This is a genomic window from Synechococcus sp. MIT2312 (assembly GCF_059772315.1).
Genome location: NZ_CM186281.1, coordinates 1,287,680 through 1,314,105 on the forward strand (window position 1 = coordinate 1,287,680; position 26,426 = coordinate 1,314,105).

Consider the following 26,426-nt stretch of genomic DNA (forward strand, 5'->3'; position numbering starts at 1 on the left):
AGAGCGCTCAGAGACTGAAATGGATCACAAGGGACCAGAGATACCTTGCTTCCGGATCATCAGGAAGTGCATGAGCATGAACACCGCCAGAAGCCATGGCATCACAAAGGTGTGAAGGCTGTAGAAGCGCGTCAGTGTGGACTGGCCAACACTTTCACCGCCACGGAGCAGTTCAACCATGAAGTCTCCAACCACTGGGATGGCAGCAGGAACACCTGAAACGATCTTCACAGCCCAGTAGCCGACCTGATCCCAAGGGAGGGAATAGCCCGTCACTCCGAAGGAGACAGTGATCACAGCCATCGTGACGCCGGTGACCCAGGTGAGTTCACGGGGGCGCTTGAAACCGCCAGTGAGATAGACGCGGAACACGTGGAGGATCAGCATCAGCACCATCATCGAGGCGCTCCAGCGATGGACCGAACGGATCAACCATCCAAAACTCACATCCGTCATCAGATACTGGACGGATGTGTAAGCCTCAGCGACCGTGGGCTTGTAGTAGAAGGTCATCGCGAAGCCTGTCGCGAACTGAATCAGGAAACACACAAGTGTGATTCCACCGAGGCAGTAAAAAATGTTGACGTGTGGAGGCACGTACTTGCTGCTGATGTCATCAGCAATGTCCTGAATTTCAAGACGTTCCTGGAACCAGTCGTAGACAGGTGAGGAGTTCGCCATGCAGAGGTGGGCTTGGATTGCGAGAGTCTACCGATGTCGTCCCAGTTGAGGGCATGGATGAAGCCAATGTTGTCGACTGTTAACGGATGGTCAGATCGTCTGCGACGTCTGGCTTTTGGTTTGGCAAGTGCCATTCTCATCGTTCTGCTTGCCAGCCCGCAGGCCCTGGCACTGAACGATGCGCAGCAGCTGGTGGTGGAAAGCTGGCGGCTTGTGAACCAGGGTTATCTGGACCCTGAACAGTTCGATCGGATCCGCTGGAAACGCCTTCGCCAGAAGGCTCTTGAAAACTCGATTGAAAGCAGCGAAGAGGCTTATGCCGCGATCGAGGCGATGCTGCTGCCGCTCAATGACCCCTACACCCGCCTGCTGAGACCTGCGGACTATGAGGTGATGAAGGCCAGTAACGAGGGCAACCTCAGCGGCGTTGGTCTGCAGCTGGGTCATCGCCAAGACAGCAACGCAACCGTGGTGATTGCTCCACTGGAGGGGTCCCCAGCAGCTGAGGCCGGAATCGTCAGTGGAACTGAGGTGTTGGCAGTGAATGGAGAGGCTGTCGAGATGCTCGGCCTCGAAACGATCGCGGCACGTCTTCGAGGAGCAGTGGGTACCCAGGTGGTGCTTACCCTGCTGCCGCCGCAGGGCGAGCAGCAGGAAATCACTCTGGAACGACGCAACATCGATCTGCGGCCGGTGCGGACAAGGCGGCTGCGCAGTGACACCCACACCCTCGGTTACATCCGGATCACACAGTTCAGCGAGGGCGTGCCCGAACAGGTTCGTGCAGCCATTGATGAGCTATCCGACAAGAGCGTTGAGGGGCTGGTGCTTGATCTACGCAACAACTCGGGGGGACTTGTCAGCGCAGGGCTTGCGGTAGCCGATGCATTTCTGGATCAGCAACCGATCGTGGAGACCCGAAATCGCAGCGGCATCGCCGATCCAATCCAGGCAGGATCTGAAGTGCTGTACAGCGGTCCGATGGTGACGCTGGTCAATGAAGGGACGGCAAGCGCCAGCGAAATCCTTGCGGGCGCACTTCAGGACGATGAACGATCGCTGCTGCTCGGCAGCAACACCTTCGGCAAAGGCCTGATTCAGACTCTGACCAACCTCAGTGATGGCAGTGGACTCGCCGTGACCGTGGCGGGATATGTCACCCCCAGCGGAAGGGACATCCAGGGCGAAGGGATCACTCCGGACAGGATCCTGGACGGACCGGAACCACTGAATCCCGGCGGAGAAGGTGATCGCTGGCTCAGCGACGCCGAACTGGTGCTCCAGTCGATGATTGATCAGGAAGCCAGCCAGGCCAGTCCAGATTCAATGCCGGTCACGGATGAAGTCGTAGCGGAGCCAACAGGCTGAATGGGCTCCCGCACCTATCACGATCCACTTCATCGCGGCATCAGCCTGGACGCCGATCAACCCGCCGAAGCCATGGTGCTCGCGCTGGTGGACTCGGCTCCTTTTCAACGACTGAGGCGCATCCGCCAGCTCGGCCCGGCATTCCTCACGTTTCACGGGGCGGAATCCAGTCGATTCACTCACTCGCTGGGTGTCTTTGCCATTGCCCGACGAGCGATGGGCCGCCTGATTGAGCTCGATCCCTCTCTGGACAAACAGAAGGGCGTGCTTTACGCCGCGGCTCTACTCCATGACCTTGGCCATGCACCTCTCAGCCATTCAGGCGAGGAGATGTTTGGCACGCACCACGAGCAGTGGTCAGCACGCGTGATCCGGGAACACCCCGACATTCAGGCCCCTCTCGAACAGTTTTCACCAGGCACCGCTGCCTCGGTGGCCGATCTTCTCGAACATGGACGTGCAGAACGAGGCGTGATCAAGTCCCTGGTGAGCAGCCAGCTTGACTGCGATCGTCTGGATTACCTCTTGCGCGACAGTTACAGCACAGGGGCCCGATATGGCCAGCTGGATCTTGATCGCATCCTTGGTGCGATCACCCTGGCGCCCGACGGAGAATTGGCCATCCATCCGAAGGGGCTGATGGCGGTGGAGCATTACCTGGTGGTCCGCAGCCTGATGTACCGCAGCGTCTATAACCACCGCCTCAATGTGGTTTGCAACTGGTTACTGGATCAGCTGATCCGCCAGGCGCGACTGCTGGGCCCCGGTCGCATCTGGGCTGACCAAACCATGCAGGCTTGGCTGTGGCAGTCCCAGGAGCTTGACCTCCACAGTTATCTCGCCAATGACGACCTGCGCACTGGTTATCACTTTCAGCGATGGAGAGAAGAAGCACCGGAACCGCTTGCCGATCTCTGCGATCGATTCCTCAACCGCCGACTGTTCAAAGCTCTCGACGTCAGCCAGATGGATGCATCAACGCAGCTGGAACTGCTGGCTAAAGCGCAGACTTATGCGGCTGCAGCAGGCCTCGACCCTGACATGTGTTGCGGACTTCGACACCATCAGATCCGGGGATATCACCCCTATCGAGGTGGATTGCGCCTTTGGGACGGTCAAAGCCTTCAGGCTCTCGAACAGTGCTCGCCACTGGTCAACAGCCTCGCGATTCCCGCGGCGTCAGCCTGGTTGATTCACCCGGGAGAGATCGCAACCGAATTGCATATGGCCATGGCCAGCATTCGCTAGGCGGATGATCTCCCTACGCTCCCGCCATGACCGCTGAACCAACACCTCGGGTGCCTCACTGCCTCAGGCTACCGGCGTTCCGGTCCGTGTCCTGGCAGCAATGGCTTCCGGCACAGCTGCCATCTCTTCCTCCAGGTGATCTCGATCTAGACATCGGAGACTGGAGCCTGAGCTGCCGCGATCTTGACGAGCTGCTGCTTGCTTTAGATCAGGCTGGCCATGGCGTTCAGCTGCTGATCACGCGCTGCCGCGACACGTTGATCAGCGCAGCAGCACTGGGTCTGCCTGTTCGCGAGGCCAGCAGTGATGATCAGCCGAATACCACCAAAACCAAGGTTGACCTCATGGTTCATCGGGGAACCTTGCGGTCCGGTGATCACATCGAAACCCAGGGTCACTTGCTGATCGTGGGTGATGTGAATCCAGGGGGGTCAGCGTCCGCCGAGGGGGATGTCTACGTCTGGGGACGACTGCGAGGCCGAGCTCACGCAGGCAGCAAGGGCAACCGCAACGCCAGGATCGTGGCCTTGCAGCTGAGGCCGCTTCAGCTGCGGATCGCGGAGCTTGTGGCGCGAGGCCCTGAGGATCGGCCCCAGCCTGGGCTCGCCGAGCAGGCTTGCATTCTCGATGGTGCCATCGCGATCGAGCCAGCCAGTCCGCCCTTCTCGCCTCAGCAAATCTGATCGATTTCCGGCGGACGAGACGGATTAATGCCATTAAGGTGACCCGATCAAAACGGGACCCCGTGACCAATTCGCGAACGATCCTGATCTGCTCGGGTAAGGGCGGCGTCGGCAAGACCACCCTCACTGCCAACCTCGGCATTGCTCTAGCCGGGCAAGGGGCTAAGACCGTGGTTCTCGATGCGGACTTCGGCCTCAGAAATCTCGATCTGTTGCTTGGACTCGAGAATCGAATCGTCTTCACCGCTCAGGAAGTGCTGGCAGAAACCTGCCGCCTTGATCAGGCTCTTGTGAAGCACAAACAGGAGCCGAACCTTGCACTGCTTCCTGCGGGGAATCCACGCATGCTCGAGTGGTTGAAACCTGAAGACATGCAGACCATTGCTGGAATGCTGTCGGAACGTTTCGACTATGTGCTGATCGATTGCCCCGCAGGCATTGAAGACGGATTCAAGAATGCCGTGGCAGCCGCGAAGGAAGCGATCGTGATCACAACCCCGGAAGTGTCCGCAGTCAGAGATGCCGATCGAGTGATCGGATTGCTCAACACCCATGGGGTTTCACCCGTTCAGCTCGTGCTGAATAGGGTCAGACCGAAGATGATGGCCAATCAGGAGATGTTGGCGGTCGATGACGTCACCGACATCCTGGCTCTACCGCTGCTGGGCCTGGTTCTTGAAGATGAGCAGGTGATTGTCAGCACCAACCGAGGTGAACCTCTGACACTCAATGGCAGTGCGTCTCCTGCTGCCAAGGCTTACGGGAACATCGCCCGTCGACTTCAAGGAGAGGACATCCCTCTCATGGACCCTGCGAAAGACGGACGACGCGGAATTCGCGCCAGGGTGCGCCAACTGATGCAAACCAAGATTTTCTGAACGCCATGACCTTGCAAGACCTGATCGACAAAATCCTGCGCCGTCAACCCGCCAGTGCAACCACCGCACGCGAACGCTTGCAACTGGTTCTGGCTCACGATCGCAGCGACCTGAGCCCTGAAACTCTCGATCAGATGCGCCGCGAAATCTTTGAAGTCGTGGCCAAATATGTGGACATTGATCTCGAGGAAGGCGATGTGAGTCTGGAGACCGAAGATCGCGTCACAGCACTTGTGGCCAATCTGCCGATCCGCCGTTCCATGGCGACCAGCTCACAAGATTGACGACACTGCGATTGAGGGGAATCCCAGGAGCAGGACTTCCCTCGATCCATGACGAACTTTCAGCTCACACCAGCCGAAATTGGGGTGCTCAATTTCTTATTGCAGGGATGCAGCAACCGTGCCATCTCTGAAGCACTGGTTCTGAGTGTGCGCACGGTTGAAAGCCATATCAGCAGTTGCCTCGGAAAAACAGGCTGTCGTTCGCGACTGCAGCTCAGTCTCTGGTGGATGCATCAGGTCAGCTCGGACCCGCGGATGTGCGCCGGTAGAGTTCCGAGATTGCCGGCTTAGCTCAGTGGTAGAGCAGCGCTTTTGTAAAGCGAAGGTCGTCGGTTCAAATCCGTCAGCCGGCTTCTCGGGACTCCATCCCGCCTGTTCAGGGCACTCGATCTGAGTCAGTGCGTCCAGCCAGTAACCAGATCCCCACCAAGCCCAGAAGCAAAGGCAGCGCCCTCAGTTCGAACAAGGGGGTGAACCATCGGATCGCCGGCTCCAGCGTCCAGTGAAAGAGGGCCTGGAGCACCAGCACAAGTGCGATCAGCCAGAGCATGGGGGAGATCTCTCAATCACATCAACCATCACAGCGCCCTGGCGAAGGAGTTGCCAGCATCCTGGTGACGTCCAGGCAATCACGGTGCTCGCCAGCCCGGATGGATCGGGCCAGGGCAGAGGAGCCAGCAACGGCAGATCTGGAAAAGCGACAGCGGCTTCTTCCGCGCTCTGGGTTGGCGGTGCGCCGGAAGGATTGGCACTTGTTGTGGCCAGTGGACCGCTCTGCATCAGCAGAGCTCGGGTGACATCACAATCCGGAATGCGCATGCCCAGGGTTGCTTGACCAGGGTTGAGGCTCTGCGTCAGACGCCCCTCCACAGGAAGCACCAGAGTGAGTGCGCCTGGCCAGAAGCGACGGGCCAGAGGTTCAGCGTCAACCCTGGCGTCTTCACAGGTGAGTGCCAGTAACTGATCAGCCTGAGCTGCCATCAGGATCAGAGGTTTGTCCTGCGGACGCTGCTTGAGGGTCCAGATCTGAGCCGCATGGTCAGGAGCAGCGGCAAGCGCTGGCAAGGTATCCGTGGGCAGCAGAGCTGCTCCACCGCCCCTGAGATGTAGGGCCAACTCCTTGGCGGACATCAATGAAGACTTGTCGTAGGTCATGAGGACGACCGAGAAACAGAATCCGAGTCAAAGGGAGCGTCTAGCGATGGCAAAACGCTTGACACCGCTGAGATCTGAGCGTGCTCTGGACAACACCAGTCCTGCAGACCTCATCAGGTCCAGCACCTGATCACTCTGATCGTGATGATGCTCGAGCAGTAGCCATCCGCCTGGAGAGAGTGCCTTAGGAGCCCGTTCCAGAATCGCTCTGCAGCAATCCAAACCATCCTCACCACCGCACAGAGCCTGCCTGGGTTCATGGTCGCGAACGAGAGGATCGAGGGCCTCCACAACCTGAGAGGGGATATAGGGCGGATTGGCGACAACAAGATCGAACTGCCCCCACCAGCGATTCAGGGGATCCCACCAAGACCCTTGATGCAGCTGCCATGTCAGAGACGTCGTCAAGGCGTTGAGGTTGATCCGTGCCAATTCGAGAGCAGCAGCGCTGAGATCCACAGCATGTCCGTCCCATCCCGGCAGAGCACGAGCGAGGGCAACGGCCAGCGCTCCGCTGCCTGTGCCCAGATCTGCCCAGCGACCCGCAGAGGCACAGCCTGCAGCTTGTGGATCCTGCAGACAATCAAGCGCAAAATCAATCAGGAGCTCGGTCTCCTGACGGGGGATCAGCGCGGCTGGGCTGATCTGAAGATCAAGATCGCGCCATGGACAGCGTCCGACGAGATGCTGCAACGGAACATGATGTTGAAGATGCACTGCCCAGAGCTTCGCCAGGTCCTGGAGAGTCCTGGACAGAGAAGCGGTTGACTCAGGCAGGATGCGCAGCCGCTGCAGTTCAGCCCAGCTCAGGTTGGCCTCCATGGCCAGAAGCCAATCGAGATCAACAGCCCGCCCGCCACGCAGCAACTGTCGGCGACGCCAAGCCAGCAACTCCTGTCCTGAACACGAGGCGGACTTCATGAAATCAACCTAGAGCGAGCGCCAACGCAGACCTGGCTGCGCCACCACCAGCCCCTCCAGCTCAAGCTTCAGCAGCTCCGCAGCAACACGTTCAGGATTGGATTGCAGTGCTTGCACCATCTCGTCGAAGCTGGAATCGTCATCCACCAGCTTCAGTAAATGGGTTTGCACAGGGTCAGAAGGTTGAGGCTTCTCTGACTGCAGTGCAGAGTCGTCACTCTGCCCAAGCAAAGAGACACAAGGGCCTGCCCCAAGTTGATCAATCAAAGCCTGAGCGTTGATCAGCGGCAGAGCCCCCGATTGCAACAACGCATTACTGCCCCGAGACGATTCGCGCAGAGCATCACCTGGAACAACCCAGACGGGGATACCCAAGGAACGCGCCACCGCTGCCGACCGCAGCGCTCCACTGGTCTCTGGACATTCCACAACCACAACAGCCTTGGTCATTGCGACGAGCAATCGGTTGCGCAGAGCGAAACCGGATCGCGTGACGCTTTCGGAATCACGGAGCTCAGTCATCAGCAAGCCAGCCTGCGCAACCTCCAGCTGCAAAACACGATGCTCAGACGGATAAACACGGTGCAGCGGAGTTCCGAGCACCGCGATGGGAGTGCCGCCAGCCTGAAGACAAGCACGGTGAGCCGCTGCATCAATGCCCTCAGCAAGACCGCTGACCACAGGCCAGTGAGCCTGAGCAAGGGCTCGACCCAGATTGTCCGCCATCCGAAGGCCGTGGTTGGAAGGCCTTCTCGTGCCGACAACCGCTACCGCCTGCTGCAATGAGAGAGAGGACAGAAGACCTCGACGTCCACGCCACTGAATCGACAAAGGCGGGCGTTCCAGCCTCGCAAAGCCAGCGGGCCACTCAGGATCACAGGGCAACAGAACTTCGACAGGGACCTCGATGCAAGGCTGCAGCCCGAGGCTTGCTCGATAACGCTCGAGCGAAGAAAGCACTGACGCCGGCCATGCGAACTCCTTGTGCAATTTCGGCAGAGACCAACTCCAGAGCTCCTGAAAACCTCCAGGCGCCTTAGCGGCAGCAGAACAGAGCTGGCGCATTCGAGCTGAACCAATCCCAGGACACTGCAACCACAACCAACGCCAGGAGCGCTCTGACACGCCATTATTGCTAGTACAAAAATACTATCAATGACTTGGCTTCGGCCCGTCAGCGAGAACCTTGAACGCTTCTGCGACTGCCTCGGGGGGATGACGCAAAACCCTTCGGACCGGATGCACGCTCACCAGAGCAAGCTCCACCGAAGCTTCTGCCACACAGAGACCACCATTCATAAAACGTGTTGACCAGGGCCAGCGAACACCCCTGGGAGCACAGGAGACACTGATCAGCTCCACCTCATCCCCAAGCATCAGCGCCTCCCGATAGCGGATCTGAAGCTGAACAACGGGCATTTCCAGGCCACCTGAGGCCATCGCTTCATAGGGGTAGCCGGTGGCGGATAGCGCCTCCACCCGAGCCTCCTCAAGCCATCCCACATACGCGCCATGCCACATCACACCGCCATGGTCTGTGTGCTGCGGAAGCACTCGTTTGACCAGCCGCCAGGGATGCCTGGTAACGCTCTCATTCACCATCCGAACTGGGAACTCCAATCGGCCATAGGCTGCTGCATAGGCTGAGACTTCGCCGTGTTCAAGAACCTTCTGATCGCCGATTCAGGCAAAGGCCATGTCGGTGAAATGATCGGCATGCTGCGCGACCTGCCGGCCTTCCAGGCAGCCAGGATCAACCTGCTGCATGTGGTCCCGGAACAGACCATGGCAGCAACGCAACAGCACTGGGAAAGCGCAGGCAGCCTTCTGGCTGAATCCGTGGAGAGGCTGGGACTCAACCCACAGGATGTGAATTCGATCATCCGCCAGGGGGACGCCAAGCAGACCGTTCTCAATGTGGCGGATGAACTGAATGTGGACCTGATCGTGATGGGATCACGAGGTCTTGGCAGGCTCCGGTCGATCCTGGCCAACAGCGCGAGTCAGTACGTTTTTCAATTGTCGACGCGACCGATGTTGCTGGTCCGCGACGATCTTTACATCCGCCATATCAACAGGGTTCTGGTCACCATCGATGGCACGGGAGTCGGCGACGACGCCCTCAAGCTGGCCTGCGAAATGGTGCTCGAGATTCCAGGAGGACAGCTGACCGGCGTTCATGTGGCGCGCCAAGACCCCACACCATCACGAGGAGCAGCCAGCAAGAGCGACACGTACCTCGACCACGCCGTACAGAGAGCTCGCAAGCTGGGGGTTGAACTCAAGCCCTTGCACGTGACCAATTCCGACATCGGCAAAGGGGTGTGCCTGGCAGCCGAGAAGGTCAACGCTGACTTGGTCGTGCTGGCCTCTCAGGACCGCCGTCCTCTGGTGGCGAGAGGACTGGTCGACCTCGACAAACTGCTTGGCGGTTCAGTGAGCGACTACATCCGAGTTCATGCCCCTGCACCGGTACTGCTCGTGAGAGAACCGGAACAGCGGTGATTCACAGGGAACTGAAAACCTCGAGGGAAGTCAGCCCTCGCGGCTGTTGGTCTGAATAAACAGGATGATCAGGAAGACGGTCGGCACCAGAACAAACAGCAGGCTGGCCACGAAGCCGAGATCGTTGGTTTCCATGAACGTGAAAGAACCTGCTGGAACGTATCACCGTCCGGAAAGCTTTGACGCGAACCGATCAGCGCTCTTCACCGGGCGTTGCAGGCGAACCCTGAGCAGAGACTTCCAAGGTCTGTGTGGTTAGGTCAGTGACTAACTCGTCGTCCGTGTCCTCATCAACGGCGGATGCACCAGGCCATTCCAACGGTCCGGGGGGCAGCGGTGCCGCCAAGGCTGCAGCCACCCGCTTGTTCTGATCAGGCATCGAAGCCTGGGGCTTGGTCACCACAACCACCGACTGCTCAACCAGAGACTGACAAGCCAGTCGCCATTCCTCGGGCCTGCGCCTGAGCTTGGCCTCCTCCACCGCTGTTCTCGGACTCATCGCGGCGGCGGACACCTCACCTTCAACCTTCACAAAGCAGGTACTGCACTGTCCGCAGCCACCACAGTTACCGAGCTGCCCTTTCAGCCCGTAAAGCTGAATCCCTTCACGAACGGCCACAGCACGCAGGTTTTCACCCGGGAAACACTCCACATCCCGACCCTCGCGCACAAAACGGATGACAGGCATTGAACCTCTTGAGAAGAAGGGCGCTGCGACACGCCAGGGCATAGACACTACGAGCCCCAGGTTGCGTTTTGTAACCCCGTGCTGGAGATTGCTGCAACGACAAGCGAAGCCAGGAAAGCGGCGGGATCGTGAATTTCGATCACCTCGACGCTGTCAATTCACATTGCAGCTCACGACAGCCTGACGCGTAGATCGAAGTGAACGCCCTACGATCACTGAGTCTGACTGCATTGGCAGCTCCGTTCCCCCGAACCTGACCCATGGGATTGCCCTGGTATCGGGTGCACACCGTCGTCATTAACGACCCAGGCCGTCTTCTGGCCGTGCACCTCATGCACACTGCCCTCGTCGCCGGCTGGGCCGGCTCGATGGCTCTTTACGAACTCGCCATCTTCGACCCCTCCGATCCAGTCCTGAACCCGATGTGGCGTCAGGGCATGTTCGTGATGCCCTTCATGGCCCGCCTGGGCGTGACGGACAGCTGGGGTGGCTGGAGCATCACCGGAGCCACAGGTGTGGATCCTGGCTTCTGGAGCTTTGAAGGTGTCGCAGCTGCTCACATCGTGTTCAGCGGCCTGCTCATGCTGGCCGCCATCTGGCACTGGACTTTCTGGGATCTTGAGATCTGGCAAGACCCCCGCACCGGGGAGCCAGCTCTGGATCTGCCCAAAATTTTCGGCATCCACCTGCTCCTAGCAGGGCTCGGCTGCTTCGGATTCGGAGCTTTCCACCTCACAGGCGTCTTCGGTCCTGGGATGTGGATCTCCGATGCTTACGGCATCACGGGTCACCTAGAGCCAGTGCAACCGTCATGGGGCCCTGAAGGGTTCAATCCATTCAACCCTGGCGGAATCGTTGCCCACCACATCGCAGCTGGAATCGTCGGCATCATTGCTGGAATTTTCCACATCACAACGCGTCCGCCGGAACGGCTCTACAAGGCACTCCGGATGGGCAACATCGAAACCGTTTTGGCCAGCGCGATCGCTGCTGTGTTCTTTGCCGCCTTCGTGGTTGCAGGAACCATGTGGTACGGGGCTGCTGCAACCCCGATTGAGTTGTTCGGACCCACGCGTTATCAGTGGGACCAGAGCTACTTCAAAACCGAGATCAACCGTCGCGTTCAAACCGCGATGGATCAAGGTCAATCTGAATCTGAGGCTTATGCCTCGATTCCCGAAAAGCTCGCCTTCTATGACTACGTCGGCAACAGCCCTGCCAAAGGTGGTCTGTTCCGCGTCGGCCCCATGGTCAATGGCGATGGCCTGCCAACAGGCTGGCTTGGCCATATCGCGTTCACCGACAAGGACGGGCGCGAACTTCAAGTTCGCCGCCTGCCGAACTTCTTTGAGAACTTCCCAGTGATTCTTGAAGACACCGATGGCATTGTCCGGGCTGATATTCCCTTCCGTCGTGCAGAGGCGAAGTACTCCTTCGAACAGCAAGGCGTTACGGCATCCGTCTTCGGTGGTGCACTCGACGGTCAAACCTTCACTGACCCCGCAGACGTGAAGAGACTGGCCCGCAAAGCACAGCTGGGAGAAGCATTCGAATTCGACCGCGAGACCTACAGCTCCGACGGCACCTTCCGCAGCTCACCGCGTGGATGGTTCACCTTCGGGCATGCCACATTCGCGCTGCTGTTCTTCTTCGGCCACATCTGGCACGGAGCCCGTACGTTGTATCGCGATGTGTTCGCCGGAATCGATCCCGACCTCGGCGAACAAGTTGAATTCGGCCTCTTCCAAAAACTGGGAGACCGTTCCACTCGCCGACTGCCAGAGGGTTACGTTCCCCCTGCAGGCACACCGCTCAGCTGATCAGCCCTTAGGAGTTAACCGATGGAAAGCTTTGCTTACATCCTCATCCTCACTCTCGCGATTGCAACTCTGTTCTTCGCGATCGCATTCCGCGATCCTCCGAAGATCGGCAAGTGATCATTTCAGCCCCGCTTTGAGCGGGGCTTTTTTTATGTCTAAAACGTGAATTCGCGCCACAGATGTCATGGGTGGACGCGAGCCTTACAATTCATACATCTACGTAATTACCAGGGCGTGCAGTGCCCCTCCTGCCAGAACACCGATAGCCGGGTGCTCGAATCAAGAGCCGCCGACGGAGGTAGAAGTGTGCGTCGGCGCCGGGAGTGCCTCAATTGCGAATTTCGTTTCACCACCTACGAACGGGTTGAAACCGTTCCGATCACAGTGATCAAGCGAAATGGCAATCGTGAAACTTTCAGTCGGAGCAAATTGCTGCATGGCTTGAGTCGAGCCTGCGAGAAAACTGGAATTCCTCCAGAACGCCTTGAAACCATGGTTGAAGAGCTGGAACTCAGCCTTCAACAGCGCAGCGGCCGTGAAGTTTCCAGCAGCGACATCGGTGAACTGGTGCTCGAAAAGTTGAAAAATCTCAGCGAAGTCGCCTACATCCGCTTTGCATCCGTTTATCGCCAGTTCAGCGGTGTGAGTGATTTTGTAGCCACCCTGGAAGGCATCAATGCAACCAAGGCGGAGCTGACAGCCGCGATCTGAGCTTGGTCATCGATCTGTAGACTCGGCAATTGCCTGAGCCAGGTCGGCGGGCCTGTTTCAGATCCCATCGCTCTGTCCTAGAGGCAGACCGCCAACGTTCCATGACTGTCACTCCCACAGATCCTTCCCAGGAATCTGCAGTGGACACCGCAGAAGCGGTCGCATCCGAAACCGAAGCCGTGGCTGAAGGGTCAGCTGACCAAGCCGACTTCGGGACCGATGAAGACCTCGGCATTCCCGAAGACATCCCCACTGCTGACGATCCCAGCAGCCGGGCGACCAGTCGGGACATGGACAGTGCTGGATTCACCCTGGATGAATTCGCGGCCTTACTGAGTAAATACGACTACAACTTCAAGCCCGGAGACATCGTCAACGGCACGGTTTTCGCCCTGGAATCCAAGGGTGCAATGATCGATATCGGAGCAAAAACCGCTGCATTCATGCCTCTTCAGGAGGTGTCGATCAATCGCGTTGAAGGACTCAGCGATGTGCTGCAACCCGGGGAAATCCGGGAGTTCTTCATCATGAGCGAGGAGAACGAAGACGGACAGCTCTCCCTCTCCATTCGCCGGATCGAATACCAGCGAGCCTGGGAACGTGTCCGCCAGCTGCAGAAGGAAGACGCCACCATCTACTCAGAGGTGTTTGCCACCAACAGAGGTGGAGCTCTGGTGAGAGTGGAAGGTCTGCGTGGATTCATCCCCGGATCCCACATCAGCACCCGTAAACCCAAGGAAGAACTTGTTGCCGACTTCCTCCCCCTCAAGTTCCTTGAGGTTGACGAAGAGCGCAATCGTCTGGTCCTGAGTCACAGGCGCGCTTTGGTCGAACGCAAGATGAATCGCCTCGAAGTGGGTGAGGTTGTTGTGGGCACCGTGCGCGGAATCAAGCCTTACGGCGCCTTCATCGACATCGGCGGTGTCAGCGGTCTGCTGCACATCTCTGAAATCAGCCACGAGCACATCGAAACGCCCCACTCGGTGCTCAACGTGAATGATCAGATGAAAGTGATGATCATCGATCTCGACGCCGAGCGTGGCCGCATCTCACTCTCCACCAAGGCGCTTGAGCCGGAGCCTGGTGACATGCTCACGGATCCGCAGAAGGTGTTTGACAAGGCCGAAGAAATGGCCGCTCGCTACAAGCAGATGTTGCTTGAGCAAGCCGAGGAAGGCGAAGAGCCTCTGGGTTCAATGATGATCTGAGGAAGCCGAGCCGATGGCTCATCTCAAACTCAAGGACCGCGAGCTCGGTTCAGTTCAGGGGGTGCTGTTCGATAAGGACGGCACCCTTTCCCATAGCGAGCCGCGTTTAATCGAACTGGCTGACGCCAGGATTGAAGAAGCAGGGCACCGATTCAGATCGCGGGGCTCCTCAGCTCGCGAGCTTCGGGAGCTGAGCGATCTGCTGGCGAGAACCTACGGACGCTGCAGTGCCGGGGTCATCCCTGACGGCACGCTGGCCGTAGCGTCGCGACATCACAACCTGCTGAGCACCGCAACGGTGTTCTGTCAGATGAATCTGAGCTGGCCTCAATCACTGGTGCTGGCTCAGGAGGTGTTTGATCAGGTGGATCACCACAGACAAGCGCTGCATCCAGGTGGATCCCCGATTGGCTTGTTGCCCGATGCAGCAAGGCTTCTCAGAGAGCTGGCTGCAGCTGGAATCACCTGTGCCGTGATCAGCAATGACACCACAGAGGGCATTGAGAACTTTCTCCAACAGCACCAACTCAACGACTGCATCAGCGGGCTATGGAGTGCTGATCACCACCCAGCCAAACCAGACCCTGGAGCTGTTCAGGGACTGTGCTCACAGCTGAACCTGAGCGTGGAGAACTGCGCACTCATCGGAGATGCCGACACCGATCTGTTGATGGCACGACAGGCAGGGATCGGGCTGACCATCGGGTATGTGGCCGGATGGCATCGCGAGCCAACGCTCACCGCCCATGAACATCTGATCAGTCACTGGAGCGAACTGACCGCAACCTCAGACGCAATGTCAAAGGCCTAAGGAGTCGACCTCGTAAAGTCGCCGGCAATTACCGATGGCCATGAGTCGATACGTTTTTACCTCCGAATCCGTGACGGAGGGGCATCCCGACAAAATCTGCGATCAGGTCAGTGATGCCGTACTCGACGCCCTCCTCGCGCAGGATCCCACCAGCCGTGTGGCCTGCGAAACAGTTGTGAACACTGGCCTTTGCATGATCACAGGCGAAGTGACATCCAAGGCACAAGTGGACTTCATCCATCTTGTTCGCAACGTCATCAAGGAGATCGGTTACAGCGGAGCCCGCGCCGGTGGCTTTGATGCCAACAGCTGTGCTGTCTTGGTCGCCCTCGACCAGCAGTCGCCCGACATCGCTCAGGGTGTGAACGAAGCCGATGACCACGCTGGTGATCCTCTGGATTTGGTTGGCGCCGGCGATCAGGGGATCATGTTCGGCTATGCGTGCAATGAGACACCCGAGCTGATGCCGCTGCCCATCAGCCTTGCCCACAGGCTGGCAAGAAGGCTGGCGGAAGTGCGTCACAACGGCACTCTCGATTACCTCTTGCCTGACGGAAAAACTCAGGTGAGTGTGGTTTATGAGAATGACAAGCCGGTTGCGATCGACACGATCCTGATCTCAACCCAGCACACGGCTGAGGTGGGAGGCATGAGTGAGGAGCAGGGCATCCGAGAGCGCATCACGGAGGATCTCTGGACCCACGTCGTGGAGCCGGCAACTGCCGATCTGGCCCTGAAACCCAGTCGCGAAGCAACCAAATATCTCGTCAACCCGACCGGAAAGTTTGTTGTCGGTGGCCCCCAGGGCGATGCCGGGCTAACCGGTCGCAAGATCATCGTGGATACCTACGGGGGTTATGCCCGTCATGGCGGCGGCGCCTTCTCAGGCAAGGACCCCACCAAAGTGGATCGCTCGGCAGCCTATGCCGCTCGTTACGTGGCGAAATGCCTTGTTGCAGCTGGTCTGGCCGAAAGGGCCGAGGTACAGCTGAGCTATGCCATCGGCGTTGCCAAGCCGGTGTCGATTTTGGTTGAATCCTTCGGAACAAGCCAGTTGGCCAACGATGCGCTGACAGGCCTGGTTCAGGAGCACTTTGACCTGCGCCCGGGAGCCATCATTGAAAGCTTCGGACTGCGCAGCCTGCCGCAGCAGCGTGGTGGACGCTTCTACCAGGACACTGCTGCCTACGGACACTTCGGACGCAATGACCTGAAGGCTCCCTGGGAGAACGTTGACGCCAAGGCGGCAGAACTGCGCAACGCCTGATCGGTTGATGCACGATGCACTGGCGCTCGGAATTGATCTGGGCACCAGTGGAGCGCGGGTTGCGGTTCTGAATGAACACCGCGATCTGCTCTACACGAATTCCAGCGGCTACGACCGAGGTCTGGCGAATCCAGATGACTGGCTGACAAGCTGCATCCTGCTGATCAAGGCCATTCCACACGAGCTGCGCAGCCAGCTGAGGGCTGTGGCTGTCGATGGAACATCAGGGACCTTGGTGGCCTGCGATCCACAAGGCTCACCTCAGGGAAAGGCTTTGGCCTACAACGTTGCCTGTCCAGAACAGCTGGATCAGGTGCGTGAGCTGGTGCCGACAGGCCAGCCAGCGGCGAGCGCCAGTGGCAGCTTGGCCCGCGCACTGAGGCTGCTGCAACAGCACTCGCAGCCGCTGATCCTTCGTCACCAGGCTGACTGGATCAGCGGCTGGCTTCTCGGAGACTGGAGGTTTGGAGAAGAGGGCAACAACCTTCGCCTGGGCTGGTCGCTCAGCGATCAGCGATGGCCGCATGCTTTTGAACAACAGGGCTGGCGAGAGGCACTTCCGGAGATCCGGCCGAGCGGCTCAAGGCTCGGAATCATGAACACCGCCCGAGCCAGACAGCTGGGGCTGTCGAAGGACATGCTCGTGATCGCAGGCACAACCGATGCCAATGCGGCAGTGCTCACCGCCGATGCCGCCGACGATGAAGGCATCACCGTGCTGGGAAGCACTCTTGTGCTCAAGCGCTTCACCACCATCCCTTTGCGAGATGGTGCAGGGACGTCCACCCACCGCGTGGGCGGTCGCTGGCTTGCAGGGGGAGCCTCCAACAGCGGAGGAGCAGTGCTGCGCCAGTGCTTTCCAGGGATCGACCTCGATGAACTGAGCCGTCAGATCGACCCTGATCAAGAGAGTGGACTGAAGCTGCTGCCCCTGATCGGTCGAGGAGAGCGTTTTCCTGTGGATGATCCCGATCTTGCACCAATCCTGACTCCACGACCAGTGAGTGATGCGCTGTATCTACATGGTCTTTTAGAAGGCCTGAGCCAGATTGAACGCCAGGGCTGGACCAAGCTCACTGAACTCGGAGCACCCGCGCCCAAACGCCTGGTGACCCTGGGGGGGGGCGCCAGAAACCCCCAGTGGCGGCGTTTGAGGCAACGATTGATCGGTGTTCCGATCCGCAGTTGTTACAGCCCTCCTGCTGCGGGGGTGGCGCGACTCGCACTCAGCGCTCTGCAACAGCAGCATGACTAAATCAGCCATTCCGGGAGAGAATCGACTGAGCTTCCATGAGCCTTTGGCAAACAAACTCCGTGACGCGCTCGCCATCGGGTTGTTCGTCGTGTTGGCCGGATACGTGGGGTACAGCGGTTTTCGACTGGCCCTGCTGCTCTGGCAGCGCATTAGCTGACTTCGTTCCTCCACTCCTTGCATCTTTCCCATGGCCGCCGAACCGCTTACTCCAGCCATCAGCGAACGCATCTGTCGTCATATGAATGACGACCACAGTGATGCTGTGCTCCGCTACGCCCACCACTACGGAGGCCTGACATCCGCAACGGCAGCCTCAATGACAGGAGTATCCGCAGAAGCCATGACTCTCGAGGTGAATGGCGAGACCGTCAGCATTCCCTTCGATCACATGCTCACCGACAGCGAGGACGCACATCGCACGCTCGTGGCCATGCTGAGAGCCATGCCTGCCGGTGCTGACAAAGGGGAATCCTGAAGTCAATCGCAGATCATTGCCTTGCTGACCTGCATCCAGAGCTGCTTGACGCAGCTATTGATCGAATCCAGTTGCGCGATCTGCAAGCGACAGTCCATTTCAGAAGCTGATCAGTCAGGTCTCTGCCGGACCTGCCAACAACGCCTGGGGCTTGCAGAATCTGGGGTGAAGGGCGAGAGCCCCCTGCCCTGGCGAGCAGTCTCTTGGTACAGCGGCGCCATGCGCCAGTTGATTCTGTCGTTGCGCAGGAATCACACGATTGGCTCTCTGCAAGCGATTTGCACGATTCTTCAGTGCGAGCTGCCACAGGACAGTTTGCTGATACCGATCCCTGGCTGGAAGGCGAAGAGCCGGTTGAATCCGCTTCCGGAACTGATCTGCAGCTGCCTGGAACGACCAACACTTCAGCTGCTGCAGCGTTGTCGCCCCACGGTGGGGCAGCACCGGCTGAACCGTCGACAGAGAGTGCTCAACCAGTCCGGCAGCTTCAGGCTGAACCAGGAATCCACCCAGTGGACAAGCCATGTCTGGACGAAGAGGCGCCGTCAGCAGCAGGTCTGGCTTGTGGATGACATCGTGACAACAGGTGCAACCGTTCTGGCCGCGAAGCAGGCTCTTCAGGCTTCAGGAGTCTCCATCCAAGGGGTGCTTTGCCTGGCAAGAACTCCTTGGGAGTTCCACCCCGTGATTTAAGATTCAAAGGTCGCGTAGACAACGCGCCGGGATAGCTCAGTTGGTAGAGCAGGCGACTGAAAATCGCCGTGTCCCCAGTTCAAATCTGGGTCCTGGCACCTTTCTTAAGCGCCAAAAGAGCACCGAATGGTTCCTGGCGTGGCACCGTTCGGAACTCTTTCATGTCCGAGCGTGGTGATAGCCATGCGCGGTTCTTTTAAGGGGAATCGAAGAAAAAAATGAGGTGGTTCTCGCACCACCCCGTGGCTCAACTCTCGGTGTCACCCCGATTCAGCCAGCGACTCCTGCGTGGACGCACACAGAGTTGTGTATCTCTGGGATACATCACATTGTCAAGGCACAGTGCAGGGTCGAGGGCCGTTTGGCAAAAACCAAGTCATCAGCCGCCGTTGCAGAAGCGAACTGCTTCGGCGTTGGTCACGCCATTAGCGATGACCTCGTCCACACAACCATTGAACGCCTTGCTTTCCTGCTTGACAGCACAGAGGCCCAAGGCGATTGCTGCCAGTGAAATAGCAGAGACGACGGTGGCAGAAATCTGAATCACGCCGTAGGCCAGCATCGCCTTCTTGTTGCCAGCGCACCCCTTCTTCCCCTTCTTCTTCGTGGGCGTGTTTTGGGAAGCATTGTCTTCAGTCATGGTCGAGGAAAAACTATGAAAATGTTATGGACTGGGACGATGCTCTGAAGGTACATTTCAGCCGTAATAACCGCACATAGGTTCTAAAAGGAACAACACCAAGAACGCATCAAAATAGGTGTGATTTCGGCACCCCAACCAGCACAAACTTCTTGAAGCCGTCTGACGGCCAATCCCTTCAAAGGCCGCTAGCTCAATCCCTAAGTATCTGCTGAGAGGTGATCAGAGGTGCCACTCTGCCTGGACTGCTTCTTGATCACAGGGAATTCCGGGCAAGTGAGAGCAGGAAAATCTGCTCTTGCCTCTTTGAAGAGTTGACGGATCAGGACTTTGTATTGACACCTGGTGTCGTCCACAGAGAATCCTTTCGCTTCACAGTGCTTGCGAACAATGAGCCAAAACTCCAGAAAGTCGTTGCTGGAAATTCGCTCAATGCTCTGACTTGTTGCCCACTGCTGGAGACCAATACCGATCGGTCCATTCCACAGGTTCCGCTTATCACTTAACCAGCGATTACGACTGTTCCTTCGTTGCTGCTCTGCTCGGGAATACCAGCGCTGCCAATACACCGAAAGAGCCTGGCTTTGCTCACGTTTGTGCTGCTCCAGCTGTTGATGCAGGGTTTGCCACCGCTCCTGTGATGCAGCCACAGCAATGGTTGCGGCTTCCCAGGGGTCAGTGGTTCCACAGGTCCCCTCGATCGACAGACGCTTGCCTTGTCCTCGGTTGGTTCTTCCCTTGAAAGGACGCGGATCATCAGCCTTTTCCGGAAGAAACCGCCATTGAAGATTCTTGGTCTTCCTGCTTTTGGCGCTTGGCTTCTGGCGGAAGACCGATAGAGAGGGGTGAACAATCTCCCCTGTCCAACCCAGATCGCGCAAAACATTCAGGCTGTGCAGAGTGCCGTCGATCCAGTTCTGGGGAAGAGCGCGAGACATAGAGTTCCCGTACCAACGCCAACGATCAGGAGGGCGAAGGACCTACCGCCAAGCCGAACCAAGCGTAAGGAAGCGGTATGGGAGCAGCAAGACAAGCATCAGCCAAAGAGCGTTGTTTTGAAACTGCTCAACCAAATTGAGTGTTCTAACGGGTGAATAGTCGCATCACCCACAGCTCAGCATTTGGTCCTGGCACTTCGCAGTACCGCGCATTGATTCCAATCCCCGTTAATGACGATCGACAGTTCAACAACGCTGATGGATTCGCCATGGTGTTCGATCCCGCCTGGAAAGAGTGTCTCAGGCGCGGCGAGCTCGAGAACAAGTCAGTCGATGAAAAAATCGAAACAGTGATCGACCATTTGAACGACCATCCTTTTGTGCAGTCAGAACCAAAACAAGCGCGCCAGGTTGCTCAGTTCAGGGTCCGCCTACTGGAGCTGTGAGCAGCTGCAGCAACCTAAAACCACAACGATCAGGCACTCAGGAGATCAATCTGATCATCATCGTCCTGATCATTGTCGTCCTGATCATTGACCTCGTCATGAGCAGGATCGATCTGCGGGTCATCCACGTAAACCGTCTCGTTCAGCGAGGGCTCAAGCTCATCTTCAATGTCATTGAGGTCCTCACGATCAGAAATGGCTTCATCAACGCAGACAGCAGCCATCTCGTCGGTGACCGGAGTCACGAGTTCGATCACCTGGCCGGGAGCCTCTTCATCGAGCAATCCTTGAAGATGCCTGAGACGGTCACCGCTGTCATCAAGCAGCTGTTGACTGGCTTCATCTGGCACAGGATCTGATCCATCAGACAAAGCATGCAGATGCAACTGCTCAAAACGCTCCTCCATGGCCAGCAGCCGCAGCGTGAGTGACTCAGCGATCTCACTGACTGCATGCAGCTGACGACTGAGCTGCTGGACCATCAGCGCATTGGATTCAGCTGCAGCCATGGGACACGAGCGTTGGCGGCCCGATCGTATCGATCGTGCGTGGGTTGTCCAGGAGTGCCTGGCGCAAGCGAAACCCGACCTCACCCCCTTCGACGTCTGGTGACATCCCTGAGGAACGGCAGCTGAGATTCCGGACAGTACGGATACAGTTCCCGTGGCCGGATTTGAGCGATGGATGGATCACAACAGGCCAACCTCATGTCGTTGCTTGAGGGGGTTGGAGCTGAAAACGAACAGCTCCATTCGGTCGGGGATCAGATCCTGCGGCTGAATCTCAAGCCCGATGACCTGCAGCTCTGGCAGGACACCTTCGCTGCCATGACGCATCCAGGGAATGTGCTGCTCGCCTGCGAAAGCGACGCCTGCCCGTTGGATGCGACCAAACTCACCTGGGTTGTTGGTGCCGCCATCCGCAGCACGGCAGTGAGGTCTGCTTCCGATGTTGGAACACTGCTGAAAAGTCTGGGAGTGAGTGATCCGATTGCCGATGCCATCCCCGATCACTGCCCAGGAGTGGGGCAGGAGATTGCGTGGGCGTTCTATCTGGAACGCCATGGCTGGCTGACCGCATGCCCGATCCTTCCCATCACTTCCAGAAACAAGGCTGTTCATCCGTGAGCTCCGCGTCAGCAGAACGCATCAAACAACTTGCACAGGATTCGAAGGTGTGTGGACTCAGTGGAGATCTCAGCCTTCCGAAGAACCTGCGTGAGCTGATTCAGGAAGCCGATCAAGGCAAACGCTTACTCAGCGACGCAGAGATTCAAGTGTGTTGTGGCTGGTCAGGCCTTGAAGCCGCTCCACTGACTGCGCTTCAACGACTGGTTCCGGATCTTGTTGATCAGGCGCGTGCGGATCTTCTGAGTGAGCAGCCGCAGCTGGTGCAACCAGGCGGCAAGTTGTTCCCCCAGGATCGAGCCGACGCCTGCTGGCGCGACTGCTTTCATTTTCTACGAGTCAGCATTTACGGCACCGCCTTACGCAGAAGCGACGTCACGGACAGTGACGGCATGCAATGCCTGGCGGAGCTTTACGCACTGCTCGACGTTCCAGTGCCTGGCTTATTGCTGGCTCTTGATCGCCTACGCCTGCATTCAGTGGCCACTTACAGCTCACTCGGAGCTGGAGCCAATACCGAAACACTGGGTGACGCGTTATCTCACCTCGGCAACATGATTCGCAAGGAGATGAAGAGACACGACGGGTCTCAGCGGGAAGACAGTGGAGCAGACATAAAATAAGCAGCATCGACTGAGCATTTCTACGGATGGCGCTTCAGCTGCTCGACTACCCGCTGACAAGCCAGAACAACCGTGTCGGCGACCAGGGTGGCCTGAAGTCTGAGCTGAATCGCGCCACATATCCAAGCCGTGAAGACCGGGGCTTCCAGATCGAGCAGGCGTATCGGCAGATCTTCTTTCACGCCATGAAATGCGATCGTGACGTGAACCTTGAATCCCAGTTTCGTGATGGAAGCATCACAACCAGAGACTTCATTCGCGGCTTACTGCTGTCAAGGCGCTTCCAAGAAGGCTATGTGGCCTGCAGCACGAACTACAGGCTTGTCGACCAGGTCGTTGGCCGCGTTCTCGGTCGCGAAGTGCATGGACAAAGCGAGCGAATCAGTTGGTCAATCCTGATTGCAGAGAAGGGCTTCAGCAGCTTCGTTGATGCTGTGCTCGACAGCAGCGAATATCTGGATTCGTTTGGCTATGACGATGTTCCGAGTCAGCGCTCGCGGGTGATTCCAGGAGCCTCAACCGGAGTCATGCCGATCTACCAGCAATATCCTCGCTACGGAAGCGACTGGAGAGATCGACAATGGGATCAGAAACTCCAGGCCAGAATTGAGATTGAGACCCTTGTCCCTGCCTATATCAAAACGCCTGAGTGGGCTAAAAAGGTCTGGCTTGGCCTGGCCGCCATTGGAGCCTTTGAAATCATCAGAGTTCTCCTCATTGTGGCCGGAGAAATGTATGGCACTCGCTAATTGAAGTGCGCTCGATCCAGGAATCGATTTCAGCCACAAATGGCCACCCAGAACGTGTCATCCTCATGATGGATTCATGAAATGTCACGAGTTTGAGCGCAAAGAGCTACTCGAACCGAGAAACTGCGTCATTTGATGAGAATCAATGCGCCACAAAACGCCATGGATTACAAACTATTAAGCCTCCAATCGCTGATTATCAAGAAACCCGCAAAGCCCGAGAAAACATTTTGTTGCAAGCCTCCTGGCTCTGGGGAGTTCATCTGAAATCGCGATTACTGTCTGGTCACAAGTACTCCTTTGAGATCAGTAATGGTCGCCATCAAGCCGACACGTGATTTCACGAACCTGAATCGCGTCTCTTACGCCGCAGGGAATTCCTCCAGAACACAACAAAACACGGCGACCAATCTCTATCGCCAGGAATGCGAGACGGGCAACTTGATTCCGCGCAAGGGCCGCGCAGCGTCAACACCTGAGGACTACAAAGCAAACCTGTGTTCCTCCATGGGCATTGGCATCGGGCCAAGGCTTCACAGCGAATGTCCTTTCAGCAGTGTCAACGACGTTTACGCAGCCAACGGAAGCGAGGCCCTAGAGACAGCCATCGCAGCAAGCTACAAGCAGGTTTTCGGCAACCTTGGCCCCATGGGCAGCCAGCGTTGCACCGAACTGGAGTCGCAACTCAGCAACGGCGAAATCAATGTGAGGGATTTTGTTGCGGGACTCGCCAAGTCAGACCTCTACAAAGAGACATATTTCCGTCGTGTTTCGCCGATTCGCGGCATCGAATTGAACTACAAGCATTTGCTTGGACGACCTCCCATCAACCAAGCGGAAGTGAGTGCAGCGATCACACTCATCGCCGAAAGCGGATTTGATGCATTGATCTACAAAATCACTCACTCTGGAGAGTATCTGGAAGTGTTTGGAACAGACACTGTTCCCTATCCACGCGCCTGGACTTCAGCGGCTGGTGCTTATTGCTCCACGTTCACCAATCTCGCCAGAGTCACTCCAGCCAACGCCGCCTCGGATACAACGATCGAAGCGCGCAGCCAACTGGTGATGGAATTCAGCAACGCGCGACGGATTTCTCAATCAGTTTCCGGATACGACGTGAGTGGATTCGTTTACTCCAAGGCCGTTAAAGACCCTTACAGCGGTGCATTCCAACGGATGTATCAGTCTAAAAATGCTAAAACCTGGGCTTAAGCAAAGAGTTCCAGGCCTCAAAAATCCATCCCAACGGAGAGTTGGGTACAAAAGCACCGGCTGTTCCAGTCGGTGCTTTTTGATGACTTCATCAAGCCATAAAAGAGCGCAATTCAGCAAAGAATCATGGTTTGTTTCGTTCTGGAGAAGCCTCAAAAGCCGAGCAAGAAGCAACTCAACCTCAATGACAATCACCCTTGAGTGCGCCTTGATTCATATCATTACGGGGAGGGGGAGAGGTAACCTCCTTACAGCGCAATCCAGGAGGCTCGAGCTCTGACATCTCAATTCATCGACCTTCGCAACTGGACGCCCCCCGAAACGCAAACGCCTCAAGACGCACAAGGCTCAGGTGTGGATGCTCGTGGTTCCGACTGGAGCCAACAGGCTTTAGGTCAACGTGATCTGAGCGGCGCCTTGCTCTGCCGTTGCAACCTGCGTGGCAGTGACTTAAGTCAATGCAACCTGGAAGGGGCGGATCTACGTCTGGCGGTATATGACTCAAATACCAAGTTTCCCGAGAATTTCGATTATCAAAACAGCGGAGCCGTTGGACCCGGAGCAAAGCTGAATGGTGCCTTTCTGAATAACGCAGATTTAAGAGGCGTTGACCTGCGCAAAGCGGTCTTGATGGGTGCTTATCTCAGTGGAACCGATCTCAGCGGGGCAATTCTCGATGGAACGGCCATGGCTGGAGCAGATCTTCGGCACGCAAACTTGCGCGGTGCGATGTGCAGAGGCACACGCTTTGGAACCAGCCAGCTGGATATGGCCGATTTCCGAGGTGCAGACCTGGAAGCTGCAGCGCTTGACTGCGTCGAATCCATTCGAGGAGCTGACTTCAGTCTTTGCCGGGGTCTCGACCAGCAGCTGGAGACATTGCTGAGCCGGGAAGCTCTTGAACTGGATCAATGGAACCCGCTAACACGCAGCTCGACGAGGACAAGCCTGGAATCGCTGAAAGCCAAAAATGATTCAGCAAAACAAAACTGACGCATGCTTCAGATCCCTTCCAGGAGCACTGAATTGTCACGTCACGCAATATTTAGACACACTTGATTGAGCTTTATAAAGAAGGCGCTCGCCCTCGGCTGTTCTGACTGACGATGGGGCCTGCGAATATCGCGAGAACCTACATGCCCTTCGGTCCTGCCTCGCTTTTGGGGGTCGAGCGCTTCTCGGACGAGAGTGAAGCACCCCTCGAATTGCTCCCTGGCGACGACAATGCCAAGAAGGAGCAGATCATCCGCAAGGTGTATCAGCAGGTGCTTGGCAACGCTTACGTCATGGAAAGCGAGCGCCAAATCATTGCTGAATCGCAATTCAAGCTCGGTGAGATCAGCGTGCGAGAGCTGGTGCGACGCATCGCCAAAAGCGAGCTCTATCGCACACGCTTCTTCGACACCTGCGCGCGCTATCGCTACATCGAGCTTGCCTTCCGCCACTTTCTCGGGAGAGCTCCTGAAGACTTCCAGGAAATGCGCACCCATGCTGAGCGCCTCGACAGCAATGGATATGAAGCAGATATCGACAGTTTTCTGGATTCAGCTGATTACCAGAATGCATTCGGTGAGTGGACCGTCCCCTATCAACGCGGTTGGAAAACCGAATGTTGCACCACACTCCAAGAATTCACATGGAGCTTCCAGTTGTTGCGTGGGAACAGCAGCAGCAGTCTGAAGGGTGATCTGGCTGGCAACCGCAGCAAACTTGGCGGTGCCGCTTATCAGAACCTGCCACTTCCCGTGGTTCCGCCGTCATCCACCCAGGCCACTGGCTGGAGTTTCCGTCCTTCCACCAATTTGCAGGATGCACCCACCCGGCTGGGGGCTGGTGCTGGCGAGGAGGGAGTGACCTACCGCGTGGAAGTCACGGGCTACAGCGCCAACAATCTCCGGCGCATCTCTCGCTATACCCGCAGCAATCGCGTCTTCTACGTTCCGTTCGACAAGCTTTCAGAGCAATTCAAAAGGATTCACCGAGAAGGCGGAAAGATCGCAAGCATCACTCCGGTGACCTGATCACATCAGAACAAGG

At 57.4% G+C, this 26,426-nt stretch carries 35 protein-coding genes and 2 tRNA genes; 26 read left to right on the forward strand and 11 right to left on the reverse strand.

Annotated elements, in window-relative coordinates; translation table 11 throughout:
• Positions 1-24 precede the first annotated feature (24 nt).
• A complete protein-coding gene (gene petB / locus AC6EI9_RS07510) occupies positions 25-681 on the reverse strand; it encodes a cytochrome b6 (protein ID WP_007100534.1) in 657 nt (218 codons plus the stop codon).
• A 66-nt stretch (positions 682-747) separates the two neighbouring features.
• Between petB and ctpZ the strand changes: the two genes are divergently transcribed.
• From ctpZ to AC6EI9_RS07545, 7 genes are all read left to right on the forward strand, one after another.
• A complete protein-coding gene (gene ctpZ / locus AC6EI9_RS07515; protein ID WP_498469965.1) occupies positions 748-2,049 on the forward strand; it encodes a carboxyl-terminal processing protease CtpZ in 1,302 nt (433 codons plus the stop codon).
• Positions 2,050-3,297: an HD domain-containing protein gene (locus tag AC6EI9_RS07520; RefSeq protein WP_498469848.1), complete on the forward strand. Its 1,248-nt coding sequence runs from the start codon at positions 2,050-2,052 to the stop codon at positions 3,295-3,297.
• A 26-nt stretch (positions 3,298-3,323) separates the two neighbouring features.
• Positions 3,324-3,980 carry a septum site-determining protein MinC gene (locus AC6EI9_RS07525; RefSeq protein ID WP_498469849.1) on the forward strand — a complete coding sequence of 219 codons (657 nt, stop codon included), beginning with the start codon at positions 3,324-3,326 and terminating at the stop codon, positions 3,978-3,980.
• 62 nt (positions 3,981-4,042) lie between these two features.
• Entirely contained in the window at positions 4,043-4,858 is an 816-nt protein-coding gene (gene minD, locus AC6EI9_RS07530; RefSeq protein WP_498469850.1) for a septum site-determining protein MinD, read from the forward strand.
• Positions 4,859-4,863: 5 nt separating this feature from the next.
• Positions 4,864-5,142: a cell division topological specificity factor MinE gene (minE, locus tag AC6EI9_RS07535; RefSeq protein WP_067095546.1), complete on the forward strand. Its 279-nt coding sequence runs from the start codon at positions 4,864-4,866 to the stop codon at positions 5,140-5,142.
• Positions 5,143-5,190: 48 nt separating this feature from the next.
• Positions 5,191-5,433, forward strand: a complete 243-nt coding sequence (locus AC6EI9_RS07540) for a response regulator transcription factor (protein ID WP_498469851.1) — start codon at positions 5,191-5,193, stop codon at positions 5,431-5,433.
• Positions 5,424-5,495: transfer RNA gene (locus AC6EI9_RS07545), tRNA-Thr, on the forward strand. The genes AC6EI9_RS07540 and AC6EI9_RS07545 overlap by 10 nt, the downstream gene beginning before the upstream one ends.
• A gap of 23 nt (positions 5,496-5,518) precedes the next feature.
• On the opposite strand, the gene AC6EI9_RS07550 is transcribed toward AC6EI9_RS07545, so the two are convergent.
• The 5 genes from AC6EI9_RS07550 to AC6EI9_RS07570 are packed head-to-tail and all read right to left on the reverse strand — an operon-like array spanning position 5,519 to position 8,820.
• Entirely contained in the window at positions 5,519-5,692 is a 174-nt protein-coding gene (locus tag AC6EI9_RS07550) for a hypothetical protein (protein ID WP_498469852.1), read from the reverse strand.
• On the reverse strand, positions 5,680-6,297 hold the full coding sequence (locus tag AC6EI9_RS07555; RefSeq protein WP_498469853.1) for an L-threonylcarbamoyladenylate synthase: 618 nt from the start codon (positions 6,295-6,297) through the stop codon (positions 5,680-5,682). The genes AC6EI9_RS07550 and AC6EI9_RS07555 overlap by 13 nt, the downstream gene beginning before the upstream one ends.
• 27 nt (positions 6,298-6,324) lie before the next feature.
• A complete protein-coding gene (prmC, locus tag AC6EI9_RS07560) occupies positions 6,325-7,218 on the reverse strand; it encodes a peptide chain release factor N(5)-glutamine methyltransferase (protein ID WP_498469854.1) in 894 nt (297 codons plus the stop codon).
• Between the two features lie 9 nt (positions 7,219-7,227).
• Positions 7,228-8,343: a DNA-processing protein DprA gene (locus AC6EI9_RS07565; protein ID WP_498469855.1), complete on the reverse strand. Its 1,116-nt coding sequence runs from the start codon at positions 8,341-8,343 to the stop codon at positions 7,228-7,230.
• 27 nt (positions 8,344-8,370) lie between these two features.
• Positions 8,371-8,820, reverse strand: a complete 450-nt coding sequence (locus AC6EI9_RS07570) for an acyl-CoA thioesterase (protein WP_498469856.1) — start codon at positions 8,818-8,820, stop codon at positions 8,371-8,373.
• A 54-nt stretch (positions 8,821-8,874) separates the two neighbouring features.
• Here AC6EI9_RS07570 and AC6EI9_RS07575 point away from each other — a divergent pair, with 54 nt between their 5' ends.
• Positions 8,875-9,723 carry a universal stress protein gene (locus AC6EI9_RS07575; protein ID WP_498469857.1) on the forward strand — a complete coding sequence of 283 codons (849 nt, stop codon included), beginning with the start codon at positions 8,875-8,877 and terminating at the stop codon, positions 9,721-9,723.
• Positions 9,724-9,753: 30 nt separating this feature from the next.
• Here the strand turns inward: AC6EI9_RS07575 and psbM are convergent, their stop codons facing one another.
• Positions 9,754-9,858: a photosystem II reaction center protein PsbM gene (psbM, locus tag AC6EI9_RS07580; protein ID WP_006042119.1), complete on the reverse strand. Its 105-nt coding sequence runs from the start codon at positions 9,856-9,858 to the stop codon at positions 9,754-9,756.
• A gap of 58 nt (positions 9,859-9,916) precedes the next feature.
• Complete coding sequence (locus AC6EI9_RS07585; RefSeq protein WP_498469859.1) at positions 9,917-10,411, reverse strand: 2Fe-2S iron-sulfur cluster-binding protein; 495 nt, start codon at positions 10,409-10,411, stop codon at positions 9,917-9,919.
• Between the two features lie 260 nt (positions 10,412-10,671).
• On the opposite strand from AC6EI9_RS07585, the gene psbB reads away from it, so the two are divergent.
• The 11 genes from psbB to AC6EI9_RS07640 all read left to right on the forward strand — a co-directional run bounded on the left by psbB (position 10,672) and on the right by AC6EI9_RS07640 (position 18,749).
• Positions 10,672-12,231, forward strand: coding sequence for a photosystem II chlorophyll-binding protein CP47 (gene psbB, locus AC6EI9_RS07590; RefSeq protein WP_498469860.1), 1,560 nt, complete (start codon positions 10,672-10,674; stop codon positions 12,229-12,231).
• 21 nt (positions 12,232-12,252) lie between these two features.
• The gene (locus tag AC6EI9_RS07595; RefSeq protein ID WP_006042122.1) at positions 12,253-12,348 is read left to right on the forward strand and encodes a photosystem II reaction center protein T; all 96 of its coding nucleotides are present in this window, start codon (positions 12,253-12,255) and stop codon (positions 12,346-12,348) included.
• A gap of 117 nt (positions 12,349-12,465) precedes the next feature.
• The gene (gene nrdR, locus AC6EI9_RS07600) at positions 12,466-12,942 is read left to right on the forward strand and encodes a transcriptional regulator NrdR (RefSeq protein WP_498469863.1); all 477 of its coding nucleotides are present in this window, start codon (positions 12,466-12,468) and stop codon (positions 12,940-12,942) included.
• A 101-nt stretch (positions 12,943-13,043) separates the two neighbouring features.
• Positions 13,044-14,150, forward strand: a complete 1,107-nt coding sequence (locus AC6EI9_RS07605) for a 30S ribosomal protein S1 (protein WP_186539534.1) — start codon at positions 13,044-13,046, stop codon at positions 14,148-14,150.
• A gap of 13 nt (positions 14,151-14,163) precedes the next feature.
• Positions 14,164-14,961, forward strand: a complete 798-nt coding sequence (locus AC6EI9_RS07610) for an HAD family hydrolase (RefSeq protein ID WP_498469865.1) — start codon at positions 14,164-14,166, stop codon at positions 14,959-14,961.
• Positions 14,962-15,001: 40 nt separating this feature from the next.
• Complete coding sequence (gene metK, locus AC6EI9_RS07615; protein ID WP_498469966.1) at positions 15,002-16,228, forward strand: methionine adenosyltransferase; 1,227 nt, start codon at positions 15,002-15,004, stop codon at positions 16,226-16,228.
• 4 nt (positions 16,229-16,232) lie between these two features.
• Positions 16,233-17,483 (forward strand): FGGY-family carbohydrate kinase, encoded by a 1,251-nt coding sequence (locus AC6EI9_RS07620; RefSeq protein WP_498469967.1) that lies wholly within the window; start codon positions 16,233-16,235, stop codon positions 17,481-17,483.
• Positions 17,476-17,640 (forward strand): hypothetical protein, encoded by a 165-nt coding sequence (locus tag AC6EI9_RS07625; protein WP_498470162.1) that lies wholly within the window; start codon positions 17,476-17,478, stop codon positions 17,638-17,640. Before AC6EI9_RS07620 ends, AC6EI9_RS07625 begins: the two co-directional genes overlap by 8 nt.
• Positions 17,641-17,670: 30 nt before the next feature.
• A complete protein-coding gene (locus tag AC6EI9_RS07630) occupies positions 17,671-17,958 on the forward strand; it encodes a DUF2470 domain-containing protein (protein ID WP_498469866.1) in 288 nt (95 codons plus the stop codon).
• Between the two features lie 45 nt (positions 17,959-18,003).
• A complete protein-coding gene (locus AC6EI9_RS07635) occupies positions 18,004-18,651 on the forward strand; it encodes a ComF family protein (protein WP_498469867.1) in 648 nt (215 codons plus the stop codon).
• 25 nt (positions 18,652-18,676) lie between these two features.
• Positions 18,677-18,749 (forward strand) — tRNA-Phe (locus AC6EI9_RS07640).
• Positions 18,750-19,030: 281 nt separating this feature from the next.
• Here AC6EI9_RS07640 and AC6EI9_RS07645 read toward each other — a convergent pair.
• Positions 19,031-19,291 carry a hypothetical protein gene (locus AC6EI9_RS07645; protein WP_498469869.1) on the reverse strand — a complete coding sequence of 87 codons (261 nt, stop codon included), beginning with the start codon at positions 19,289-19,291 and terminating at the stop codon, positions 19,031-19,033.
• A 200-nt stretch (positions 19,292-19,491) separates the two neighbouring features.
• On the reverse strand, positions 19,492-20,229 hold the full coding sequence (locus AC6EI9_RS07650; RefSeq protein WP_498469870.1) for a hypothetical protein: 738 nt from the start codon (positions 20,227-20,229) through the stop codon (positions 19,492-19,494).
• 269 nt (positions 20,230-20,498) lie between these two features.
• On the opposite strand from AC6EI9_RS07650, the gene AC6EI9_RS07655 reads away from it, so the two are divergent.
• Positions 20,499-20,675 (forward strand): hypothetical protein, encoded by a 177-nt coding sequence (locus tag AC6EI9_RS07655; protein ID WP_498469872.1) that lies wholly within the window; start codon positions 20,499-20,501, stop codon positions 20,673-20,675.
• A 29-nt stretch (positions 20,676-20,704) separates the two neighbouring features.
• Here AC6EI9_RS07655 and AC6EI9_RS07660 read toward each other — a convergent pair whose 3' ends face one another.
• Positions 20,705-21,184 carry a hypothetical protein gene (locus tag AC6EI9_RS07660; RefSeq protein WP_498469874.1) on the reverse strand — a complete coding sequence of 160 codons (480 nt, stop codon included), beginning with the start codon at positions 21,182-21,184 and terminating at the stop codon, positions 20,705-20,707.
• A 171-nt stretch (positions 21,185-21,355) separates the two neighbouring features.
• Here AC6EI9_RS07660 and AC6EI9_RS07665 point away from each other — a divergent pair, with 171 nt between their 5' ends.
• The 6 genes from AC6EI9_RS07665 (at position 21,356) to AC6EI9_RS07690 (ending at position 26,410) form a co-directional block, all read left to right on the forward strand.
• Positions 21,356-21,802, forward strand: coding sequence for a hypothetical protein (locus AC6EI9_RS07665; RefSeq protein WP_498469875.1), 447 nt, complete (start codon positions 21,356-21,358; stop codon positions 21,800-21,802).
• Positions 21,799-22,425, forward strand: coding sequence for a bilin-binding protein (locus AC6EI9_RS07670; protein ID WP_498469877.1), 627 nt, complete (start codon positions 21,799-21,801; stop codon positions 22,423-22,425). Before AC6EI9_RS07665 ends, AC6EI9_RS07670 begins: the two co-directional genes overlap by 4 nt.
• Before the next feature lie 26 nt (positions 22,426-22,451).
• A complete protein-coding gene (locus AC6EI9_RS07675) occupies positions 22,452-23,174 on the forward strand; it encodes a phycobilisome rod-core linker polypeptide (protein ID WP_498469878.1) in 723 nt (240 codons plus the stop codon).
• Between the two features lie 312 nt (positions 23,175-23,486).
• On the forward strand, positions 23,487-24,389 hold the full coding sequence (locus tag AC6EI9_RS07680; RefSeq protein ID WP_498469879.1) for a phycobilisome rod-core linker polypeptide: 903 nt from the start codon (positions 23,487-23,489) through the stop codon (positions 24,387-24,389).
• Positions 24,390-24,665: 276 nt separating this feature from the next.
• On the forward strand, positions 24,666-25,382 hold the full coding sequence (locus AC6EI9_RS07685) for a pentapeptide repeat-containing protein (RefSeq protein WP_498469968.1): 717 nt from the start codon (positions 24,666-24,668) through the stop codon (positions 25,380-25,382).
• A 143-nt stretch (positions 25,383-25,525) separates the two neighbouring features.
• Entirely contained in the window at positions 25,526-26,410 is an 885-nt protein-coding gene (locus AC6EI9_RS07690; protein ID WP_498469969.1) for a phycobilisome linker polypeptide, read from the forward strand.
• The last annotated feature ends 16 nt before the right edge of the window (positions 26,411-26,426 follow it).

Excerpts from the sequence above, each read along its gene's own strand:
- ctpZ (WP_498469965.1), top strand. The coding sequence starts at position 748 with ATGTTGTCGACTGTTAACGGATGGTCAGATCGTCTGCGACGTCTGGCT.
- AC6EI9_RS07680 (WP_498469879.1), top strand. The coding sequence starts at position 23,487 with ATGGTCGCCATCAAGCCGACACGTGATTTCACGAACCTGAATCGCGTC.
- AC6EI9_RS07525 (WP_498469849.1), top strand. The coding sequence starts at position 3,324 with ATGACCGCTGAACCAACACCTCGGGTGCCTCACTGCCTCAGGCTACCG.
- AC6EI9_RS07690 (WP_498469969.1), top strand. The coding sequence starts at position 25,526 with ATGCCCTTCGGTCCTGCCTCGCTTTTGGGGGTCGAGCGCTTCTCGGAC.
- AC6EI9_RS07570 (WP_498469856.1), bottom strand. The coding sequence starts at position 8,820 with ATGGTGAATGAGAGCGTTACCAGGCATCCCTGGCGGCTGGTCAAACGA.
- AC6EI9_RS07555 (WP_498469853.1), bottom strand. The coding sequence starts at position 6,297 with ATGACCTACGACAAGTCTTCATTGATGTCCGCCAAGGAGTTGGCCCTA.
- AC6EI9_RS07605 (WP_186539534.1), top strand. The coding sequence starts at position 13,044 with ATGACTGTCACTCCCACAGATCCTTCCCAGGAATCTGCAGTGGACACC.
- AC6EI9_RS07630 (WP_498469866.1), top strand. The coding sequence starts at position 17,671 with ATGGCCGCCGAACCGCTTACTCCAGCCATCAGCGAACGCATCTGTCGT.
- psbM (WP_006042119.1), bottom strand. The coding sequence starts at position 9,858 with ATGGAAACCAACGATCTCGGCTTCGTGGCCAGCCTGCTGTTTGTTCTG.
- AC6EI9_RS07550 (WP_498469852.1), bottom strand. The coding sequence starts at position 5,692 with ATGCTCTGGCTGATCGCACTTGTGCTGGTGCTCCAGGCCCTCTTTCAC.
- metK (WP_498469966.1), top strand. The coding sequence starts at position 15,002 with ATGAGTCGATACGTTTTTACCTCCGAATCCGTGACGGAGGGGCATCCC.
- AC6EI9_RS07660 (WP_498469874.1), bottom strand. The coding sequence starts at position 21,184 with ATGGCTGCAGCTGAATCCAATGCGCTGATGGTCCAGCAGCTCAGTCGT.
- AC6EI9_RS07520 (WP_498469848.1), top strand. The coding sequence starts at position 2,050 with ATGGGCTCCCGCACCTATCACGATCCACTTCATCGCGGCATCAGCCTG.
- AC6EI9_RS07665 (WP_498469875.1), top strand. The coding sequence starts at position 21,356 with ATGGATGGATCACAACAGGCCAACCTCATGTCGTTGCTTGAGGGGGTT.
- AC6EI9_RS07625 (WP_498470162.1), top strand. The coding sequence starts at position 17,476 with ATGACTAAATCAGCCATTCCGGGAGAGAATCGACTGAGCTTCCATGAG.
- AC6EI9_RS07595 (WP_006042122.1), top strand. The coding sequence starts at position 12,253 with ATGGAAAGCTTTGCTTACATCCTCATCCTCACTCTCGCGATTGCAACT.
- AC6EI9_RS07675 (WP_498469878.1), top strand. The coding sequence starts at position 22,452 with ATGGCGCTTCAGCTGCTCGACTACCCGCTGACAAGCCAGAACAACCGT.
- prmC (WP_498469854.1), bottom strand. The coding sequence starts at position 7,218 with ATGAAGTCCGCCTCGTGTTCAGGACAGGAGTTGCTGGCTTGGCGTCGC.
- petB (WP_007100534.1), bottom strand. The coding sequence starts at position 681 with ATGGCGAACTCCTCACCTGTCTACGACTGGTTCCAGGAACGTCTTGAA.
- AC6EI9_RS07655 (WP_498469872.1), top strand. The coding sequence starts at position 20,499 with ATGGTGTTCGATCCCGCCTGGAAAGAGTGTCTCAGGCGCGGCGAGCTC.
- minE (WP_067095546.1), top strand. The coding sequence starts at position 4,864 with ATGACCTTGCAAGACCTGATCGACAAAATCCTGCGCCGTCAACCCGCC.
- AC6EI9_RS07585 (WP_498469859.1), bottom strand. The coding sequence starts at position 10,411 with ATGCCTGTCATCCGTTTTGTGCGCGAGGGTCGGGATGTGGAGTGTTTC.
- AC6EI9_RS07645 (WP_498469869.1), bottom strand. The coding sequence starts at position 19,291 with ATGACTGAAGACAATGCTTCCCAAAACACGCCCACGAAGAAGAAGGGG.
- AC6EI9_RS07610 (WP_498469865.1), top strand. The coding sequence starts at position 14,164 with ATGGCTCATCTCAAACTCAAGGACCGCGAGCTCGGTTCAGTTCAGGGG.
- AC6EI9_RS07540 (WP_498469851.1), top strand. The coding sequence starts at position 5,191 with ATGACGAACTTTCAGCTCACACCAGCCGAAATTGGGGTGCTCAATTTC.
- AC6EI9_RS07650 (WP_498469870.1), bottom strand. The coding sequence starts at position 20,229 with ATGTCTCGCGCTCTTCCCCAGAACTGGATCGACGGCACTCTGCACAGC.
- psbB (WP_498469860.1), top strand. The coding sequence starts at position 10,672 with ATGGGATTGCCCTGGTATCGGGTGCACACCGTCGTCATTAACGACCCA.